The organism is Bartonella sp. MR168JLCBS (genome assembly GCF_042194175.1).
Genome location: NZ_JBHIMP010000078.1, coordinates 1 through 282, shown reverse-complemented (window position 1 = coordinate 282; position 282 = coordinate 1). Strand labels below are relative to the sequence as shown.

1 protein-coding gene is annotated in these 282 nt (G+C 42.6%); it reads right to left on the bottom strand.

Features of this window, described 5'->3' with window-relative positions; translation table 11 throughout:
• A partial coding sequence (locus ACFIK8_RS09200; protein WP_375669247.1) for a PhoH family protein occupies positions 1–282 on the bottom strand: 282 nt, incomplete at both ends.

Sequence of the window (282 nt, the reverse complement as noted above, 5' to 3'; positions counted from 1 at the left end):
ATTTTTGTCCTGCAGGCAAATCAATTTGGCTTACATCACCGGTAACGATCATGCGTGCGCCTTCTCCAAGACGTGTAAGAAACATTTTCATTTGCATGGACGTGGTATTTTGCGCCTCATCAAGAATGATAGCTGCATGAGAAAGTGTTCGTCCACGCATGAAAGCAAGAGGAGCAATTTCTATGACACCAGAAGCTAAAATACGTTCTACTTTTTCGACGGGCATCATATCATAAAGAGCGTCATAAAGCGGACGTAAATACGGGTCGACTTTTTCTTTGA